Raw genomic sequence first — 15,641 nt, 5'->3', positions numbered from 1 at the left:
GTAGATAAGGATTCCCGTGGCACGTTCCGGTGCTTTATCCAGCGCGATTATGGCCGCTGGTACGCTCGTTTCGAGGGTTCTCGGCTTCGTTAAAACCTTCCTGATTACTGTTGCTCTCGGTGCTACAACCACCGTGGGCGATATTTTTGAAACCGCTAACACCCTGCCCAATCTGATTTATGTGCTGGTGGCTGGCGGTATTTTTAATGCCGTGCTGGTGCCGCAGATTATCAAGGCAGCTAAGCACGATGACGGCGGCTCAGACTACGTCTCACGCCTGGTAACGCTGGCGGTCAGCGGTATCGCCGCGGTGACCGCTGTGGTTCTGCTTTTCTCATGGCCCATCATTGCGGTCATGGGCAGTAAGTGGACGCCCGAGCAGCAGCACTTCGGCTGGATTTTCGCCCTCTGGTGCCTGCCCCAGATCTTCTTCTACGGCCTCTACACGGTGCTGGGCCAGGTGCTGAATGCCCGAGGGGCCTTCGGCTGGTATATGTGGGCCCCCGTCCTCAACAACGTGGTGGCTATCGCCGCCCTGGTCGTTTTCATCATGGCCTTTGGCCCCCAGGACGTCACCACCAACCCGCCTTTCCACAACCTGGAGAGCTGGACGTCCGTCCAGACCCTGGTGCTGGCCGGTTCAGCGACTCTGGGTGTGGCCCTGCAGGCCCTGATTCTCTTTATCCCCCTGCGCAAGGTGGGCCTGAAACTACGCCCCAAGTTTGGTTGGCGCGGCATCGGTCTGGGCACCGCAGCCAACCTAGCGGGGTGGACGCTGGCCACCGGCGTCATCTCCAATCTAGCCTTCCTCTACCTGGCTAAGGTAGCGGCAGGTGTTGTCGGTGCCCGCGAGGACTTCCTGGCCATGGGCGTGCAAATTCCCGGTGTGCAGGCCCTGAATTACTCTTCCATGCTCTACTCCCTGCCCCACGGCGTCATTGGCCTCTCCATCGCCACGGTGCTCTTCAACCGTATGTCGGCCGCCTCTCAGGACGACGACCGTACCTCGGTAGCTACCGCGCTCTCGTCCGGCCTGCGTACCGCCTCTATCGCCACCATCTTCTGCGCCGTAGCCCTCATCGTCTTTGCCGGGCCCATCGGCATGATCTTCGGCGGCGGATCCCAGCAAGCAGGCGCTGTAATCGGCCAGACCATCGCTGTCATCGCCCTGGGCGGGCCCTTCCTCACCATCGCCTTCATGATGGGCCGTGTCTTCTACTCCCAAGAAGACGCCAAAACCCCCTTCTACATTCAGCTCTTCTCGGCGGTGGTCATCGTGGCCATGGGCTTCATCGCCTCCCGGCTAGCCCCCCAGCACATCATCTACGGCCTGGCTCTCACCTACGCCCTGCAGAACGTGCTGGCGGTCTACCTAAGCCACCGCGTCCTTGCCCGCCGCCTCGGCGACTACGGGGTGCGTGAGCTCATCTCAACCCATGCCCGCGTCTCCTTCGCCTCTATCGGCGCAGGTCTGGCCGGCGCCGCAGCCCTCTACCTGCTGGGCGGCTACACCTTCGACGGCTTCGCCTGGGCCTCACGCGGCAGTGCCTTCATCACTGTCCTTGCGGGCGGCATCGTCATGGCCATTGCCTACTACGCCATGCTCATGCTCTTCCGCGTGCGCGAACTCGACACCCTCATCAACCCGATTATGGCGAAAATCGGCATGCGCCGCCCCGCCGCCCGCCACAGAGGGTAAACTCAGTAACCTAACCAATCACTCACCCATTCGCTACGGGAGGCCCCACTTGACACAGCAGATTCCCCTCAACACCCTGCTGGGAGATCGCTACAAAGTCACCGCGCACCTGCTCGACACAGCCAGCGGCGACACCGTGCTCGACGGCCTTGATACGGTACTCGGCCGCAAGGTCTCCATCGTTGTGGCCGCTCCCGACCACAGCCGCCTGCTGGTCACCAACGCCCGTAACTCCAGTTCATTTTCACGCTCCGCCGTGCAGGTGCTCGATTTGGGCAACCACAGCGAGCACACCTACCTGGTCACCTCCCACTCCCGCCCCGACACCCTGCTCGATATGCTGCTGACCGAGGGTGAGAGTAACTCTGCCGAAGAGTTCGGCGAAGAAATCTTTGGTGATACAGGCTCCATGGCTGCCCCCAACACCTACGTGGTGGCTAAGGAAAAGCCTGCTGGCAAGAGTCAGGACGCCGGCGCGGCAGCAGGTGCCGCAGCGGTAGCAAGTGCAACCTCCATCTCAGCTACCCGTAATCTCTCCACCGTAGAAGAAGAACCCACCGACGAGTTCGAAGAATACGACGCCGAAGAAGAGGGCTACTACGAGGGTGACGAGCCCACCGAACGCAACGGTGGTATGTGGGTCGTTGGTATTGCGGCCGTCCTGCTGCTCGTTATCGGCGCCGGAGCCGTCTTTGCCAGCCTCGGCGGCATGGTAGATTCTGACGCCTCCAAGCAGGTACTCGACGCCAACGGCACCGCCGTAGCCACCGCGTCAGCCAGTGCCTCGGCAAGCGCCTCAGCGAGCGCGTCCGCCTCTGCAACCCCCAGCGAAACCTCTCTGCCCACCCCTAAAATTGAGGGCACCTTTACCCGCACGGTGCCGTCCGCTCCCACCCTCATGGCAGAAAGTGACTCCCTGCTGGGCAACCTGACCGATGGTAACGCCTCTACCACCTGGCTCTCCCTGGCCTTCGGTTCTGCTAACTTCGGCGGCCTCACCGACTCCTTCTACCTCTCAGCCAAGCTCGACGAGGCAACCACCGTCAACAGCATCACCATCAACCAGGTATCGGGTGTAGGCGGCGCTTTCACCGTCTACTCCAACGACTCAGCTTCCATTGAGGGAGCCACCGAAATCGGCTCCGGTAGCTTTGCGGCCACCGGCGACACCACCGTCCAGCTCAACAAGGAAGCCCAGGACGGCAAGACCGAATACATCATCATCCAGTTCACCAGCGCACCGCAGCTAAGCCAGCCCATCGTATCGGGCTACGTCTACGGCCTGCGACTGGCAGAAATTTCCGTCAAGTAACAGCACTTCTACCGCCGGCGGGTGGGTTGGGAATAAACCCCACCCACCCGCCGTTTCATACCCATAACGCACCAAACCAATACCAAGGAGAACAATGACCGACAACGCACTCGGCGGCCTCTTCGGCGGCACCGCCGCTGCCGGCCTCAACCTGGCAGGCTCAGCCACCACTACCGCCCCCGACGCCACTGCCCAGAACGATGACCAGACCGTTCACAACGTCATCATTGTTGGCTCAGGCCCCTCCGGCTACACAGCCGCCATCTACACCGCCCGCGCCAACCTCAAGCCCGTCCTCTTTGCCTCATCGATTTCCCCCGGCGGCGACCTGATGACCACCACCGAGGTTGAGAACTTCCCCGGCTTTATCAACGGTATTCAGGGCCCCGAGCTGATGACCAACATCGGCGCCCAGGCAGAGCGTTTCGGCGCAGATATTCGCTACGAGGACGTCGCCGAGGTTGAGCTCGACGGTGACGTTAAGAAGGTTATTCTGACCGACGGGTCAGTTCACCTGGCGAAGACCGTCATTATTTCCACCGGTTCTGAGTACCGCAAGCTGGGGGTGGACGGCGAATCCCGTCTCTCTGGCCACGGCGTCTCCTGGTGCGCTACTTGCGACGGTTTCTTCTTCAAAGAGAAGGCCCTGGCTGTTATCGGCGGCGGCGACTCCGCCCTCGAAGAAGCCCTGTTCCTGACCGCTTTTGCGTCTAAGGTCTACCTGGTCCACCGCCGCGATTCCTTCCGCGCTTCTGAGATCATGACTCAGCGCGCCCTGGCCCACGAGAAGATTGAGGTTATCTGGGATTCGGTCGTCAAGACCATTGACGGCGACGAGAAGGTCTCTGGCTTGACCCTGTCGAATGTGAAGACCGGTGAGGAAACCACCCTGGATGTTGAGGGTGTCTTCGTTGCTATCGGTTCGGACCCCCGCACCTCCCTGGTGCAGGGCCAACTGGACCTCACCGAAGCTGGCACCATCGCTGTAGAGGGCCGCTCTTCACGCACCTCTATTCCCGGTGTCTTTGCCGCAGGCGACGTCATCGACCCCACCTACCGCCAGGCCATCACCGCAGCCGGTTCAGGCTGCGTTGCGGCCCTGGATGCCCAGCACTATCTTGAGGCTCTCTAGGCCTCCCCTACCCCCTCTACGAAAGGTTATTTATCATGGCACAGCAGGTTACTGACGCTACTTTTGCTGACGAGGTTCTGAAGTCAGACAAGCCCGTCATCGTCGATTTCTGGGCTGAATGGTGCGGCCCCTGCCGCATGGTCGGCCCCATCATCGACCAGCTCGGTGAAGAGTACGGTGACAAGGTTAAGGTGCTCAAGCTCGACGTTGAGAACAACCCCGCCACCGCAATGAAGTACGGCATCACTTCTATCCCCGCCATCTACGTCTTCAAGGACGGCGAGGTTGCCAAGCAGACCGTCGGCGCTAAGCCCAAGGCTGCCCTGGAGCAGGAGTTTGCGGAGTTCCTCAAGTAGGCCTTGCTGCTTCTCCAGACACCCCTGACAAGCCCCTCAGATTCCTACTGAGGGGCTTGTTTGTGGCCACAGAAGGCCGCCAGAGACATCAGACTGCGGAACAAAAGTAGGCAGGCAAGGGCCCGCTCTCGATAGCTTCATGCCGGGCAACAAGGGCATGAACCTGATTGGAGAACTCCCGGGTCAGTTCAAATGTTCCGGACTCAACATGCTCTGCAACGAAGTTGTAGCCCTCACTCAAGGCAAAAATTTGCTCCTCATCTTCAATGCTTTTACCCCCCACTGTTACTCCATCGAGCAGGGTAATAACTTCTGGCAGAGTGAAAGCATTTCCTTCTAAGGCTGCAGTATTCCAAATCAGCTGCCCCAATGTATGCGGCGCGGTGGGAGACTCATGGTTAGTTTTCACCCCACTGGCTTGTTATCTGGCGGGCTAATGCCCCAAAGCCAAGAGAGTGCAAGTCAAGTATGCCCTGGACGGGGGAAACGAGGTTTTCTGCCACCCAGAGAACAATGGGAGCCAAAACAGCTTGCTTCCCCAAAAGGTGCGAGGCAATGGGGCACCGGAGAGAGCCCAGGAGGCTTTGCTTTGATCTCCTGCTGAAGCTACACGCAAGGCAAGTTCAGCTGACGACATCGAAGGAGCTGGCGCATAGAAAAGCACCCCCTGCCGCTGGGTCAGGTTTCCGTAAGAAGCGATTTTTTCAGCAATTTTTTCAGGGTCGAGGGGAGCTTCTGGGGTGGTTGGGGTAATTCCCCACCGTTCATAGCGGGCTAACCATTGGGCTACTTCCGGACGAGTTTGGGGCAGGTTTTCTGGCAGGGTGGGGTCGAGAAGACAGCGAGCCGCAGTAACAGCCCAGGGGTCTGAGGCTGGCTTGAGGGAGCAGGTGAGATCATACCCGTGAGCTAGTGCTATTTCGCGCAGGGTCGCTGGTGTGGGCTCCGTTTTTTCTTGGGTTATGCGGAGCAAAGTTGAGCGAGCTATACCGGCTTTTCGAGCTGTTTGGCTGCTTCACGGATAAGTTCAGGCATATCCACATATCCCACCCTAAAATATCTGTTGCATACACGCAACAGATGGTGCATGCAGGCAACAGATATTTTGAAGTATCACACCATGGGTTTTACAAGAATCTTATTTCTTTTTCTTATCAAGAAGACTAATCCCCCACAACAAAAGCACCAGGGGCGTCAGCAGAGTTGATAGAGGTGGGTAACTTTTCACCACTACGCCCTGGGGGAAAGAATCCCAAGTGCAGGTATACCCCAGCGGAATAAGAGAAACCCCAGCATCGCCATAAATTGAATCTAGATTTGTTGGGCATGAGGTAAACATACGAGAAAAAACAAATACTTCAATAAAGGCAACAAATACCCACAGGGAGAGAGCTATAAAAAATAATTTTTTAGACATATTATCAACCTCCACACATAATATATTCAACAAAGGGCAGCTTGAAAATTGGGTTATGTTTCACGTGAAACGGCAAAAAATCTTAGAATTTACGATAATTAAACCCTGGAGAGATACTTTCAAGATTCCAGAGGGTCCTTGCCAGAGTTATGGACCAACGAGCTTTCCCGACTGCTTGTCTGGGGCGCTTCAAATCTTGCCGACCGCCCGGGAGCAAAAGAAGAACCGTATAATTCCATAGGCTGGGCCAAACTATCACCCACAACCGATTTACCACCAGAGGAAATATTACCCTTACTAGCGGTAGGTTTATTTTTAGATTTTCCCGCTTTAGGCTTTTCTTTAATAATCACACGGCGCACAATAACAATAAAGGCAAGAAACATCAAACCGTAAATAATCAAAACGCCAAACCAGGAAATAAATTCATAGAAAAAATTCACCGTTATCACCTCCTTGTGATACCCCCAGTATAGAACAGCCCCCCTCCTCCAAAACCCCCTCACAATAGTTACTGCGAGTGAGAGGAGCTAAAGTATCCCCGCGAGAAGTGACCAGATTAGTTCCAATCGTATGCGCACACATCAAGGAAATCGGGAGAATTTTGGTCCCTACTAGAAAAATCGAAGCTCTAGAAGCCTCTCTCAACGCCTCACGCGACTTAACCGATGTCCAAGTAAGGCGAGCTCTCTTTAAGGCCCTCAGGCGGCCGCACAGCGCTTTTTCATCTCTCCGCAAGCCCAAAAAATCTATATTTCCATTCAAGGACACCCACATACGCCATGTTTCACGTGAAACATAAAGAATCGGCACCAGCTTTTGGAGCAGGTGCCGATTCCAGGTCTTATGGGTAAGCTAACCAGTCCAAGTTGGCCGCTCCCCTACTTTTTCTTGAGCTTGGGATCAATGATGTCAAGAATTCGATTGAGGTCATCCACCGAGGCGAACTCAATGGTCATCTTGCCCTTACGGGCTCCCAGATTGATTTTGACGTTGGTATCCAGCTTGTCTGCGAGGGCATCTGCCAGATAGTCCAGTCGTTCAGAGTGATCCTGAACCTTGGCGCTCTTCTTGGTGTACTTGGGCTCTGCCGAAGATCCTGCAGCTACGAGCTCTTCAACGGCGCGCACAGATAGACCCTCATTGACAATTTTCTGGGCCAGAGTCTCAATGTCAGCGGCCTTTTTCAGTCCCAGTAGGGCACGGGCATGGCCTGAAGAGATGGTACCGGCAGCAACCCGGCGCTGAACCAGGGCAGGCAGCTTCAGCAGGCGGATAGTATTTGAAATCTGCGGGCGAGAACGACCGATACGCTGGGCCAGCTGCTCCTGGGTGGTTCCAAACTCTTCCAAGAGCTGCTGGTAGGCGGCAGCTTCTTCAATGGGATTAAGCTGCGACCGGTGCAGGTTCTCTAGCAGGGCGTCCCGCAGCAGGTCTTCGTCCTGGGTCTCACGAATAATCGCCGGAATAGTGGTCAGGCCCGCACGCTGGGTAGCGCGCCAGCGACGCTCACCCATAATAAGTTCGTACTTTTCAGCGCCACTCTCCCGGCTGGGGCGCACAACAATTGGCTGCAGTACGCCGATTTCCTTGATGGAATGCACCAGCTCCTGCATATCGTGCTCGTCAAAGTCGGTACGGGGCTGCTTACGGTTAGGGTGGATATCGGTGACGTTGAGGGTAGCAAAATCAGCACCGGGCACAGGCACCAGACCATCGCCTGCGGCGGCAGTCTCGTCACCAAAGAAGAAATCGACAGGACGCCGGGAACCGGTTGCGGTGCGCAGGGCAGCTCCCATGTCTGCCCGCTTCTTCTTTGATGTTTCACGTGAAACGCTCTTCTGGGCGGGGGCAGGAGCCTCTACACCTAGACCCAGATCTAGCTGTTCACTCTCTACCGACTCGGTGCTTTTCTGCTCCACCGGGGGCTTAGTGCTCTCTGGAATGAGAGCTCCCAAGCCACGACCTAGACCGCGTTTCTTCTCTGCCACGTTGACCTCCGTACTCAAAAGTTTTCCTCACCCAAGTCTAGTGGAGTCAACTCCCCCGCATAGACCAACGGCGCCCTGTTCAAGCACAAGGCGCCGTCATTCTTACTGAGCTTTTTCGAAAGGCTACGCAGGCTCACGCTCGCTGCCGACCCTCTCGCTGGTTCGCTGACGCTCACAAGCGATTCACGCCAGCCGCCGAGCCAGCAGCTTCGCTGCGAGCCTGCTTTTGCCTTTCTCTAGATATTTATTAAAACATCGCAGAAATGGTGTTTACACTCTTTTTGCCATCTCCATAGCAGCCTTTAGATAGGCCACGGCACCGGGTGATGCGGGGTCATAGCTCATCACGGTTTGCTGGTAGCTGGGAGATTCAGAGATGCGCACAGAGCGGGGAATAGCGGTTTCAAGCACCTGCTCAGGGAAGTGTTCACGCACTTCGTCAGCTACCTGAGATGAGAGGTTGGTGCGGCCGTCGTACATGGTGAGCAAGATAGTGCTGATGTGCAGCTCAGAGTTGAGGTGCTTTTGAATCATGCCAATATTTTTGAGCAGCTGGCTCAGCCCCTCTAGGGCGTAGTACTCACACTGAATGGGGATGAGTACTTCCCGGGCGGCACAGAAGGCATTGATGGTGAGCAGCCCCAGGGAGGGTGGGCAGTCGATAAAGATATAGTCCAGACGCGGCAGTCCGGCAGCCTCTCGAGCAGCAGCATAATCAGAGACAGCGGTCTTCAAACGGGTCTCTCGAGCCACCATAGAAACCAGCTCGATCTCGGCTCCGGCAAGATCGATATTGGCTGGAGCACACCAGAGGTTTTCGACATCGGGGCAGGGCTGCACAATATCTGCCAGGGGCTTGTCGTCGATCAACACATCGTAGGTAGAGGGAACTTCCACCCCGTGTTCTATGCCCAGCGCGGTAGAGGCATTACCCTGGGGGTCGTTGTCGATAACCAGCACGTTCATACCTTTGAGGGCAAGCGCCGCAGCCAGGTTGACTGCTGTTGATGTTTTACCCACCCCACCCTTCTGGTTGGAGATGGTGAAGATGCGGGTTTCGCGGGGGCGGCTCAGGGTCTCGCTGGCCAGCTCTTCAAACTGCTGCTTGGCCGAGCGGGCCTGCTGAGTGATGGGGTTATTCTGGGCGGCCGCGGCGTCAGTGCGCTCCAATTTTTCGCGTGTTTCACGTGAAACATGTGAGCCTCGGTCAGGTTTGGCCAGGGCGTCCTGGGGTTCAGGTGGCAGCCCAAAGTCGGGGATATTGGAGATGGTAGACACCGGCTATGCTCCCTCGGTAGGTGTGGTGGTCTCGCTTATCTAAGGTTACCCGCTCTCCCCCACCTCTCGAAACATCGAAAAATAAACACCATAATTGAGTTGTTTTACAGATAAAAACCCATGTTTCACGTGAAACACTTTGCACACCCCTATAATCACTGACCATGATCACCATTCGCAGAGCCATCCCCCGCGATGCCCAGACTCTAGCAACCCTGTCTGCCACCACCTATGCGCAGACCTTCAACTACTACCCACCCGAAGACCTAGAGCACTACCTCTCCACCACCTACACCGCCGAAAACTACCTCGCCCATCTCACAGACCTCCGCACCGCTATCTGGCTGGCAGAAGATACGGACGCTGGCAGCCCGCTGGGCTACGTCATGGCAGGCCCTGCCGGTCTCCCCCACCCTGATTGCAGCGACCAGGACGGCGAACTCAAACGCCTCTACGTCTTAGCGGACCAGCAGGGCTCAGGAGTGGGCACCAGACTGCTGGAGACAGCCCTGGAATGGCTGGAGCGCGAGCACCCCGACCGTTCCCTCTGGCTGGGGGTCTGGTCTGAGAACTACGGTGCCCAGCGCCTCTACCAGCGCTACGGTTTTGAGCGCGTTGGTGACTACTATTTCACGGTCGGCTCCACTCAAGACTACGAGTTCATTTTCAGAAGAGACCCCCGATAGGTCCCAAATAAAAAGCCCGGCTTCCCTCTACGGGGAAGCCGGGCTGTGCCGTCCTGGTCTAAAGCCTAGAGGCTTACTCGCACCACGGTGGTGGGCTCTTCGAGCAGGGTCTCGCCAGCGACCAGAATTTCGGTCTCGCGAGCGCCGTACTTGTTGAGCTTCTTCTTAGCCTTGGTGATCTCGTCAGCCGCGCTACGGCCCTTGAGGGCTAGCAGCTGGCCGGTGCCGCGCAGAATCGGCAGGGTGATGTCCAGCAGGCCTACCAGGGCAGAAACGGCGCGGGCGGTCACATAGTCAGCCTCAACCTGCCCCACGGCCTGCTCAGCGCGGGAGCGCAGGATCTCGACGTTATCCAGCCCGAGGTCGTCCATAACCTCAGCTAGCCAGATGACGCGGCGCTCCAGGGGCTCGATGAGGGTCAGTTTGAGGTCGGGGCGGGCAATGGCCAGGCAGAGGCCGGGAAGGCCCGCCCCTGAGCCCACGTCGGCGACGCGGGCGCCGTCCTCGATGAACTCCTCAACCACGGCGCAGTTGAGCACGTGGCGCTCCCAGAGGCGGGGAACCTCGCGGGGGCCAATCAGGCCGCGTTCGATGCCGCTGGTAGCCAGGTGCTCCACGTAGCGTTCTGCCAGGGGCAGGCGGTCACCGAAGATCTGGTCGGCAGCTACCAGGGTAGGGCCGGCCAGTTCGGGAAGGTCGGTGGTTGCTTCGCTCATGGTTTAGTCCTCCGCCGGCATGATGACGATGTGACGGTCGGGGCCAGCTCCTTCTGACTCTGAGTAGAGACCGTGGGCTGCCACGATGTCGTGTACGAGCTTACGCTCGTAGGAGCCCAGGGGCTCCAGGTGTACCTCGTCGCCGGTTTCTTTGACACGGGCAATGGCGGTCTCTGCCATGTCAACGAGGGCCTTCTGGCGGCCGGCACGGTGCTCAGCGATATCCAGAATCAGGCGGGTGCGCTGGCCGGTGGCAGCGAGTACCGAGAGGCGCACGAGCTCCTGCAGGGCGTCCAGCACTTCGCCGTCCTCGCCCACGAGGGCTGTGAGCTCGGTGTTGTTGCCGTCCTCAGTAACGACCGAGAGGTAGGTGCGGCCGTTGCGCACCTCGATGTCGATGTCGCCGTCGATGTCTGCGATGTCGAGAAGTTCTTCGAGGTAGTCGGCGGCGATGTCACCTTCGTCCTCAAAGCCCTGCTCTACGGCGTCTTCAAGGACGCTGTCTGCGGCGGTTTCTTCGTAGGCTTCAGTCATGGGTTCCTCCTGTAGCTGCCGCTATTTCTTCTTGTTCTGCTTGTTCTGCTGCTTTTGGCGCTTCTTGCTCATAGGCTGCTGACGCTGGCCGCGGTTGGCACGTTCACGCTGGGCTTCGAGCTCAGCTTCGTGCTGTTCCTTGGTCTTACCAACGGGGGGCAGACCCTTGGCGGCACGGCGCTCGTTGAGCTCACGCTCGGCCTGAGAACCGGGGGTGGGGTTGTTCTTGATAACCCAGTACTGCTGGCCCAGTGACCAGAAGTTGGAGACGGTCCAGTAGACGAGCACGCCCAGGGGGAAGTTGATACCCGAGATGGCGAAGATGAGGGGCAGCACGTAGAGCATGATCTGCTGCTGGCGGTATATGGGGGACTGCTTGGCGGCGTCCGACATGTTCTTCACAGAGAGCTGCTTGGTGATATAGAACTGGGTGGCGCTCATGAGCACAACCATGATGGCGGCGATGATGATGGTGGCGGCGTGGTTACCGTCGCCGGGGCGCAGCATGGTGGAGAAGAGGGGGGCACCGAAGATGTAGGCGTCGTTGAACTGCTCAACCTTGTCGTTGGAGAGCATCAGGATGCTCTCGTTGTTGGCAGCTGCGCTGGGTACGCCGTTGAGCACCTGGAAGAGGCCGAAGAAGATGGGCATCTGGACCAGGATGGGGAGGCAGGAGGCGAGGGGGTTGGAGCCGGTGCGGCGGTAGAGTTCCATCTGCTCCTGGGCCATGGCCTGGCGGGAGAGCTGGTCGGTCTTGCCCTTGTACTTAGCCTGAAGCTTGGCTAGTTCGGGCTGCAGTTCCTGCATGCCGCGCATGGCCTTGATCTGCTTCATGAAGAGCGGGATGGTGAGGGTTCGCATGACCAGGGTCAGGCCGATGATGGCTAGTACCCAGGTGACACCGGACGCGGGGTCCATGCCGATTGCGGTGAAGAGTTCGTGGAATGCCCAGAGAATCGCAGAGACGATCCATTTGAAGGGCCAGAGAATGATGTCGAACATAGTTCTCTCCCTGGCTCGGGTGTGTGAGCCGGTTGTGGTGGACTGCAGCCAGTACCTGTTAGTGGTTCAGGTGCTGGTGCGGGTGGTTTAGAAGTATTATTTTGGGTTCGGTGCCGGGGGCGAAGGTGCGCCGCCCGGGTGGAACAGGGTCGAGGCCTCCGGTGGCCCAGGGGTGGCAGCGCAGTAGGCGGCGGACGGTCAGTGAGAGCCCGCGTATGGCGCCGTGGGTAGTGAGCGCTTCGAGCCCGTAGGCTGAGCAGCTCGGATAGTACCGGCAGACGTTGCCGTAGAGCGGCGAGACGATGGCGCGGTAGACCTTGATGAAAGCAATGAGGACGTTCTGGGGCAGGGTGATAGCTGCCTGAACGATGGTGGTGGGGACGACGAACTCGTGGGGGGCGTTATCTAGCAGGACGTCTTCGTCCGCGGGCTCCCCGGCGGGGTGCTGGTGGGAGGTGCTCATGGCTTAGAGCTCCTCTCGGGCGGTGGCACCGAGTTTTTTGAGGGTGGTGGCCAGCGCGCTGGTCAGGTCTGTTTCGAGGTCGGTGTAGGGGGCGGACGCTGCCGGTGGCAGGGCGCGCACCACCACCCGGTAGCCGGTGGGGTTTTCGGCGACGAAGGGGGCAATGATGTCGCGGAGGCGTCGCTTGGTTTTGTTGCGGGTAACGGCGTTACCGACGGCCTTGGAGACGATGAAACCGATGATGGTTGGTTCTTCGCCTGTTTTGGCTGTATATAGAACTAAGTTCCGACGCCCTGAGCGGGCGCCGGAACGTGTAGTTGCTGAGAATTGAGCCGAAGCTCGCATCCGGTGCTGTTGTGCCAGCACGTAGTCTCCTTTGTCTTTTCGGTCGTCTCTCGGCGGGCTGCGTGATCACGCTGGCCTGCACAAGGGGCTAGGCCGAGGCGAGGAGATGTGAAGCCTTATGCTGAGAGGCTTGCGCGGCCCTTTGAACGACGGTTCGCGAGGATGGCGCGGCCTGCACGGGTGCGCATGCGAAGACGGAAGCCGTGCTTCTTGGCGCGGCGGCGGTTATTCGGCTGGAAAGTCCGCTTGCTCATTTGGTTACTCCAAAAATGGTTGGTACGGGGGCCAACCTTTCAACAGTTCTTCGAACAGGTTGACGCTTCTTGCTCGTGTGTTAGCTCCGCCGCGTGAGGGGCGGAATCAGGCCTTAGATATAGGCATAGTCCTAGCACACTTTGACTAAACAACTCTAGAAGAGGTTGTGATATAAGGTCAAGCCCGCTAGGGGTAGGTCTTTAATCACAGATAGGTGGGAGAGTTTGCCCACACCTGTGGATAGCTTGCGAGCGCGCTCGCCCTAGCGAGAGTTATCCACAGGCACACCGGGGAAAGTTGTAAATTACAAAAACTGCGGCTTTGAGCTAGCGGTGCGCGGTTTAATCACATACTGTAAACAGGTACTCCCCTCGTTAAATCACAAGTTTTCCACCCTGTGGATAACATTGTGATAAATCGGTGGGCCCTGCGGCTAAGCTGTGGGTAAGTTTTTTGCGTGACCTGAGATTAAAGGAGAGCCAGTGGGCGATTATATGGACCCGGAGCTTCAGAAGAAGTGGATGCACCTGGTAACCCTGTTGCGGGCAGATACCTCGGTGGCTCAGCGTCACCGCGCGCATATTGGCCTGGCTCAGCCTCACGCTTTTATGGGTAATGTGCTGCTGATTGCGGTGCCGAGCGAGTTTACCCGCGATATTTTTCAGCACGAGCTGAAGGAAACCCTGCAGGAGGCTATTACCGCGACTTTTGGCCAGGGGGTAACCGAGGCTTTCATTATTGATACCAGCCTCGAGAATTCTCCCGAGAAGGTGGCACTGCCTGCATCCGAGCGTCCTGCTGCTCCGTCTTTCCCTGCACCCGCTGAGCGGGAGCAGGCTTCCCGCGCCGGTTTCGACGAAGCTGCCCACCAGCGTCCGGATGCTGCCCCCGCCTTTGGGCAGACACCGGCGGCTCCCGAGTTTGCCCAGGTCAGCCACGAGATGGAGCCTCTTGAAGAACCTGTTGAGGCAGGCGAGCTAATCGAGGCCCCTGCGGAGCCGGGGGATGTAAAGACCTGGGACTCCACCGCGCGCCTGAACCCCAAGTACACCTTCGATAGCTTTGTGATTGGCCAGTCCAACCGTTTTGCTCACGCGGCTGCTTTCGCGGTGTCCGAAACCCCGGCGTCTGCTTACAATCCCCTCTTTATCTACGGCGGCTCGGGTCTGGGTAAGACCCACCTGCTGCACGCCATTGGCCACTACGCTAAGAGCCTCTACCCCGGTTTGCGGGTGCGCTACGTGAATTCTGAAGAGTTCACCAACGACTTCATCAACTCCATTCGCGACAACAACGGTATTACCTTTAAGCAGATTTACCGCAATGTCGACATGCTCCTGATCGACGATATTCAGTTCCTGGCTGGGAAAGATAGCACCCAGGAAGAGTTCTTTCATACCTTCAATGCCCTGCACAACCACCAGAAGCAGGTGGTCATTACCTCTGATCTGCCGCCCAAGCAGCTGACCGGTTTTGCAGAGCGTATGCGCTCGCGCTTTGAGTGGGGTTTGATTACCGATGTTCAACCGCCGGAGCTCGAAACCCGTATCGCGATTCTGAGTAAGAAGGCCCAGAACGAGGGTCTTGATGTGCCCGATGACGTGATGGAATATATTGCCTCGCACATCTCCACCAACATTCGTGAGCTGGAGGGCGCGCTGATTCGTGTGACCGCTTTTGCTTCCTTGCAGGGGCAGCCGGTGGACATGCAGCTGGCGGAGCAGGTGCTTAAGGATCTGTTGCTGGACGACGGTGCCCAGGAAATCACGGCATCGCAGGTACTGCAGGCAACGGCAGAATACTTTGATGTGACGATTGATGATCTGCGGTCGAAGTCCCGTAGCCGGACTCTGGTGAACGCACGTCAGATTGCCATGTACCTCTTGCGAGAGCTCACCGATATGTCCCTACCCCGTATTGGGCAGGAGCTAGGCGACCGTGACCATACCACCGTGATGTACGCAGATCGCAAGATTCGTAACCTCATGGCGGAGCGTCGACCTATCTTTAACCAGGTCACAGAGCTTACCAACCGCATTAAGCAGGGGTCTCGCGACGCATCCTAAACCTAAAATGCCTAGTCACAGGGTTGTGGATAACTTTGAGACTTAAGGGGTTTTACTGTGGATGTTAAGTGCATGAATATGCAAAGCCTGTGTAGTTCGATGATTGCATAAATATCCATCCACTATTCATTCACAGCGGAGACGGGTTTTCTGCACAGGCGCCCCACAGGCACTTGGTTGAAATTCCGGGCTTAAACGGGGTTTTCCACAGTTTTCACAAGGGTTATTAACACTACGATTCTTAAAGAAAAAACGTCAAATAACAAAAAATCTGTGCTCGTGCTTCCAGGCGGGGTGGGCTCTTGTAATTACAGATTTTCGTGAGAACTCTTTGGTTCAGGGTCACGGCTTGTAATTACAGAAAAACAGCTTTGGTGCCAGGGTAGTCC

General features: G+C 57.5%; 17 protein-coding genes and 1 pseudogene. 6 read left to right on the top strand and 12 right to left on the bottom strand.

All coding sequences use genetic code 11. The features are described 5' to 3' along the window. Window positions 1–16 precede the first annotated feature (16 nt). From murJ to trxA, 4 genes are all read left to right on the top strand, one after another. Complete coding sequence (gene murJ / locus VSX42_RS08360; RefSeq protein ID WP_326503848.1) at window positions 17–1,699, top strand: murein biosynthesis integral membrane protein MurJ; 1,683 nt, start codon at window positions 17–19, stop codon at window positions 1,697–1,699. A 49-nt stretch (window positions 1,700–1,748) separates the two neighbouring features. After that, the gene (locus tag VSX42_RS08355) at window positions 1,749–3,011 is read left to right on the top strand and encodes a serine/threonine protein kinase (protein WP_326503847.1); all 1,263 of its coding nucleotides are present in this window, start codon (window positions 1,749–1,751) and stop codon (window positions 3,009–3,011) included. A gap of 94 nt (window positions 3,012–3,105) precedes the next feature. Further along, window positions 3,106–4,143: a thioredoxin-disulfide reductase gene (trxB, locus tag VSX42_RS08350; RefSeq protein WP_326503846.1), complete on the top strand. Its 1,038-nt coding sequence runs from the start codon at window positions 3,106–3,108 to the stop codon at window positions 4,141–4,143. Between the two features lie 35 nt (window positions 4,144–4,178). Then, window positions 4,179–4,499, top strand: a complete 321-nt coding sequence (gene trxA, locus VSX42_RS08345) for a thioredoxin (RefSeq protein ID WP_185173759.1) — start codon at window positions 4,179–4,181, stop codon at window positions 4,497–4,499. Between the two features lie 88 nt (window positions 4,500–4,587). Here the strand turns inward: trxA and VSX42_RS08340 are convergent, their stop codons facing one another. The 6 genes and pseudogenes from VSX42_RS08340 to VSX42_RS08320 all read right to left on the bottom strand — a co-directional run bounded on the left by VSX42_RS08340 (window position 4,588) and on the right by VSX42_RS08320 (window position 8,996). Continuing rightward, window positions 4,588–4,908 (bottom strand): hypothetical protein, encoded by a 321-nt coding sequence (locus VSX42_RS08340; protein WP_326503845.1) that lies wholly within the window; start codon window positions 4,906–4,908, stop codon window positions 4,588–4,590. Window positions 4,909–4,932: 24 nt separating this feature from the next. Next, a pseudogene (locus VSX42_RS10955) lies at window positions 4,933–5,496 on the bottom strand (hypothetical protein); the annotation flags it as partial. 141 nt (window positions 5,497–5,637) lie between these two features. Further along, window positions 5,638–5,916 (bottom strand): hypothetical protein, encoded by a 279-nt coding sequence (locus tag VSX42_RS08335; RefSeq protein WP_326503844.1) that lies wholly within the window; start codon window positions 5,914–5,916, stop codon window positions 5,638–5,640. Window positions 5,917–6,035: 119 nt separating this feature from the next. Beyond that, on the bottom strand, window positions 6,036–6,359 hold the full coding sequence (locus VSX42_RS08330; protein ID WP_326503843.1) for a hypothetical protein: 324 nt from the start codon (window positions 6,357–6,359) through the stop codon (window positions 6,036–6,038). Window positions 6,360–6,797: 438 nt separating this feature from the next. Continuing rightward, complete coding sequence (locus VSX42_RS08325) at window positions 6,798–7,907, bottom strand: ParB/RepB/Spo0J family partition protein (RefSeq protein ID WP_326503842.1); 1,110 nt, start codon at window positions 7,905–7,907, stop codon at window positions 6,798–6,800. Between the two features lie 270 nt (window positions 7,908–8,177). Further along, entirely contained in the window at window positions 8,178–8,996 is an 819-nt protein-coding gene (locus VSX42_RS08320) for a ParA family protein (RefSeq protein WP_326503877.1), read from the bottom strand. A 353-nt stretch (window positions 8,997–9,349) separates the two neighbouring features. Between VSX42_RS08320 and VSX42_RS08315 the strand changes: the two genes are divergently transcribed. Then, entirely contained in the window at window positions 9,350–9,871 is a 522-nt protein-coding gene (locus tag VSX42_RS08315; protein ID WP_326503841.1) for an N-acetyltransferase, read from the top strand. Between the two features lie 65 nt (window positions 9,872–9,936). Here VSX42_RS08315 and rsmG read toward each other — a convergent pair whose 3' ends face one another. The 6 genes from rsmG to rpmH form a co-directional block, all read right to left on the bottom strand. Next, the gene (rsmG, locus tag VSX42_RS08310) at window positions 9,937–10,587 is read right to left on the bottom strand and encodes a 16S rRNA (guanine(527)-N(7))-methyltransferase RsmG (protein WP_326503840.1); all 651 of its coding nucleotides are present in this window, start codon (window positions 10,585–10,587) and stop codon (window positions 9,937–9,939) included. A 3-nt stretch (window positions 10,588–10,590) separates the two neighbouring features. Further along, complete coding sequence (locus VSX42_RS08305) at window positions 10,591–11,121, bottom strand: protein jag (RefSeq protein ID WP_326503839.1); 531 nt, start codon at window positions 11,119–11,121, stop codon at window positions 10,591–10,593. Between the two features lie 21 nt (window positions 11,122–11,142). Next, window positions 11,143–12,123, bottom strand: coding sequence for a membrane protein insertase YidC (yidC, locus tag VSX42_RS08300; protein ID WP_326503838.1), 981 nt, complete (start codon window positions 12,121–12,123; stop codon window positions 11,143–11,145). Window positions 12,124–12,181: 58 nt separating this feature from the next. Continuing rightward, window positions 12,182–12,586 carry a membrane protein insertion efficiency factor YidD gene (gene yidD / locus VSX42_RS08295; RefSeq protein WP_326503837.1) on the bottom strand — a complete coding sequence of 135 codons (405 nt, stop codon included), beginning with the start codon at window positions 12,584–12,586 and terminating at the stop codon, window positions 12,182–12,184. Between the two features lie 3 nt (window positions 12,587–12,589). Continuing rightward, on the bottom strand, window positions 12,590–12,952 hold the full coding sequence (rnpA, locus tag VSX42_RS08290) for a ribonuclease P protein component (protein WP_135011299.1): 363 nt from the start codon (window positions 12,950–12,952) through the stop codon (window positions 12,590–12,592). A 95-nt stretch (window positions 12,953–13,047) separates the two neighbouring features. Further along, window positions 13,048–13,185, bottom strand: coding sequence for a 50S ribosomal protein L34 (rpmH, locus tag VSX42_RS08285; protein ID WP_083091541.1), 138 nt, complete (start codon window positions 13,183–13,185; stop codon window positions 13,048–13,050). A 495-nt stretch (window positions 13,186–13,680) separates the two neighbouring features. On the opposite strand from rpmH, the gene dnaA reads away from it, so the two are divergent. Next, window positions 13,681–15,252, top strand: a complete 1,572-nt coding sequence (dnaA, locus tag VSX42_RS08280) for a chromosomal replication initiator protein DnaA (protein ID WP_418950784.1) — start codon at window positions 13,681–13,683, stop codon at window positions 15,250–15,252. Window positions 15,253–15,641: the final 389 nt, after the last annotated feature.

Source organism: Rothia nasimurium, assembly GCF_035916755.1.
Lineage (GTDB): Bacteria > Actinomycetota > Actinomycetes > Actinomycetales > Micrococcaceae > Rothia.
The sequence above is the reverse complement of the archived record's forward strand: the minus strand, read 5'-3'. Positions and strand labels throughout refer to the sequence as shown.

Coding starts and splice junctions, on each gene's coding strand:
- trxB (WP_326503846.1), top strand. CDS start 3,106: ATGACCGACAACGCACTCGGCGGCCTCTTCGGCGGCACCGCCGCTGCC.
- trxA (WP_185173759.1), top strand. CDS start 4,179: ATGGCACAGCAGGTTACTGACGCTACTTTTGCTGACGAGGTTCTGAAG.
- VSX42_RS08335 (WP_326503844.1), bottom strand. CDS start 5,916: ATGTCTAAAAAATTATTTTTTATAGCTCTCTCCCTGTGGGTATTTGTT.
- VSX42_RS08315 (WP_326503841.1), top strand. CDS start 9,350: ATGATCACCATTCGCAGAGCCATCCCCCGCGATGCCCAGACTCTAGCA.
- rsmG (WP_326503840.1), bottom strand. CDS start 10,587: ATGAGCGAAGCAACCACCGACCTTCCCGAACTGGCCGGCCCTACCCTG.
- VSX42_RS08305 (WP_326503839.1), bottom strand. CDS start 11,121: ATGACTGAAGCCTACGAAGAAACCGCCGCAGACAGCGTCCTTGAAGAC.
- yidC (WP_326503838.1), bottom strand. CDS start 12,123: ATGTTCGACATCATTCTCTGGCCCTTCAAATGGATCGTCTCTGCGATT.
- yidD (WP_326503837.1), bottom strand. CDS start 12,586: ATGAGCACCTCCCACCAGCACCCCGCCGGGGAGCCCGCGGACGAAGAC.
- rpmH (WP_083091541.1), bottom strand. CDS start 13,185: ATGAGCAAGCGGACTTTCCAGCCGAATAACCGCCGCCGCGCCAAGAAG.
- dnaA (WP_418950784.1), top strand. CDS start 13,681: ATGGACCCGGAGCTTCAGAAGAAGTGGATGCACCTGGTAACCCTGTTG.